The following is a 1,097-nucleotide window of genomic DNA, read 5'->3' on the forward strand; positions in this document are numbered from 1 at the left end:
GCTCTGCCTCTGTCCCCAATACGGAAAGAATATCTCGCGAAGTGGTGACAGCAAGGTCATCGGTCATTTGAATGCTGGATTCATAGTAATCTTTCGGTTTATGTAGAATAAAACCACGGTCTTCTGAGATTGGACCGCCATTGTAGACGGGTCTATCTAAGCTGGCTTCAAACAGGCGCGGGTGAACAGGCTGCACGTCAACTTGCTTGAGCATGTTGCCTACGGTGATATCAACAGGCGCGTTGATCATCAGGCCCATAGCGCCTTCTTCGTTATGTTCACAAACGTAGATAACGCTATTCTGGAAATACGGATCTTTCATTCCAGGCATGGCTACTAAAAAATGGTTTGTGAGGTTCATTCTCATACCGACCTTTAAGACTCGTAAATGCACTTAAGCAAACTCGCGACTATGTGCATGAGTTTGCTTAAGATAATGTCTGGTTCTCTACTATAACTGTACTATAAATTCAGTTATTCGCCTTTCACACGACGTTCAATGGCATCCATCAGTTTGCCAGTGATAGAAATGTTGAATGCCGCTTCGATTTCACGAATACAAGTTGGGCTAGTCACGTTGATTTCAGTTAGCTTGTCGCCAATCACATCAAGACCAACAAAGAGAAGACCTGTTTCTTTTAGAGTCGGAGCAACAGCTTGAGCAATCTTCATATCTGTTTCGCTTAGCGGACGAGCTTCACCAGTACCACCAGCAGCTAGGTTACCGCGCGTTTCGCCTTTAGCAGGAATACGCGCAAGACAGTAAGGCATCGGTTCACCGTCAACAACAAGAATACGCTTATCACCATTGCTGATGTCTGGCACGAAGGTTTGCGCCATCGCGTAGTTTTGACCATGGTTAGTCAGCGTCTCGATGATCACCGACACGTTTGGATCGTTTTCTTTTACGCGGAAAATTGAAGCGCCGCCCATACCATCAAGAGGTTTTAGGATCACATCGCCGTGCTCTTCACGGAAGGCTTTAATTTTTTCTGCTTTGCGTGTCACGATTGTGGTTGGCGTAAGTTCTGGGAACCAAGCGGTAAACAGTTTTTCGTTGCAGTCGCGTAGGCTTTGAGGTTTGTTAACGATCAATG

At 45.9% G+C, this 1,097-nt stretch carries 2 protein-coding genes; both read right to left on the reverse strand.

Annotation, left to right across the window (positions count from 1 at the left end; genetic code table 11):
- Positions 1-361 (reverse strand): YqgE/AlgH family protein (locus R7E47_RS25075; protein ID WP_318085491.1); only part of this gene is annotated, 361 nt, incomplete at its 3' end.
- Between the two features lie 113 nt (positions 362-474).
- A partial coding sequence (gene gshB / locus R7E47_RS25080; RefSeq protein ID WP_318085492.1) for a glutathione synthase occupies positions 475-1,097 on the reverse strand: 623 nt, incomplete at its 5' end.

The sequence above is a fragment of the Vibrio sp. Vb1026 genome (assembly GCF_033338745.1).
In the GTDB taxonomy this organism is placed as follows: Bacteria; Pseudomonadota; Gammaproteobacteria; order Enterobacterales; family Vibrionaceae; genus Vibrio; species Vibrio alginolyticus.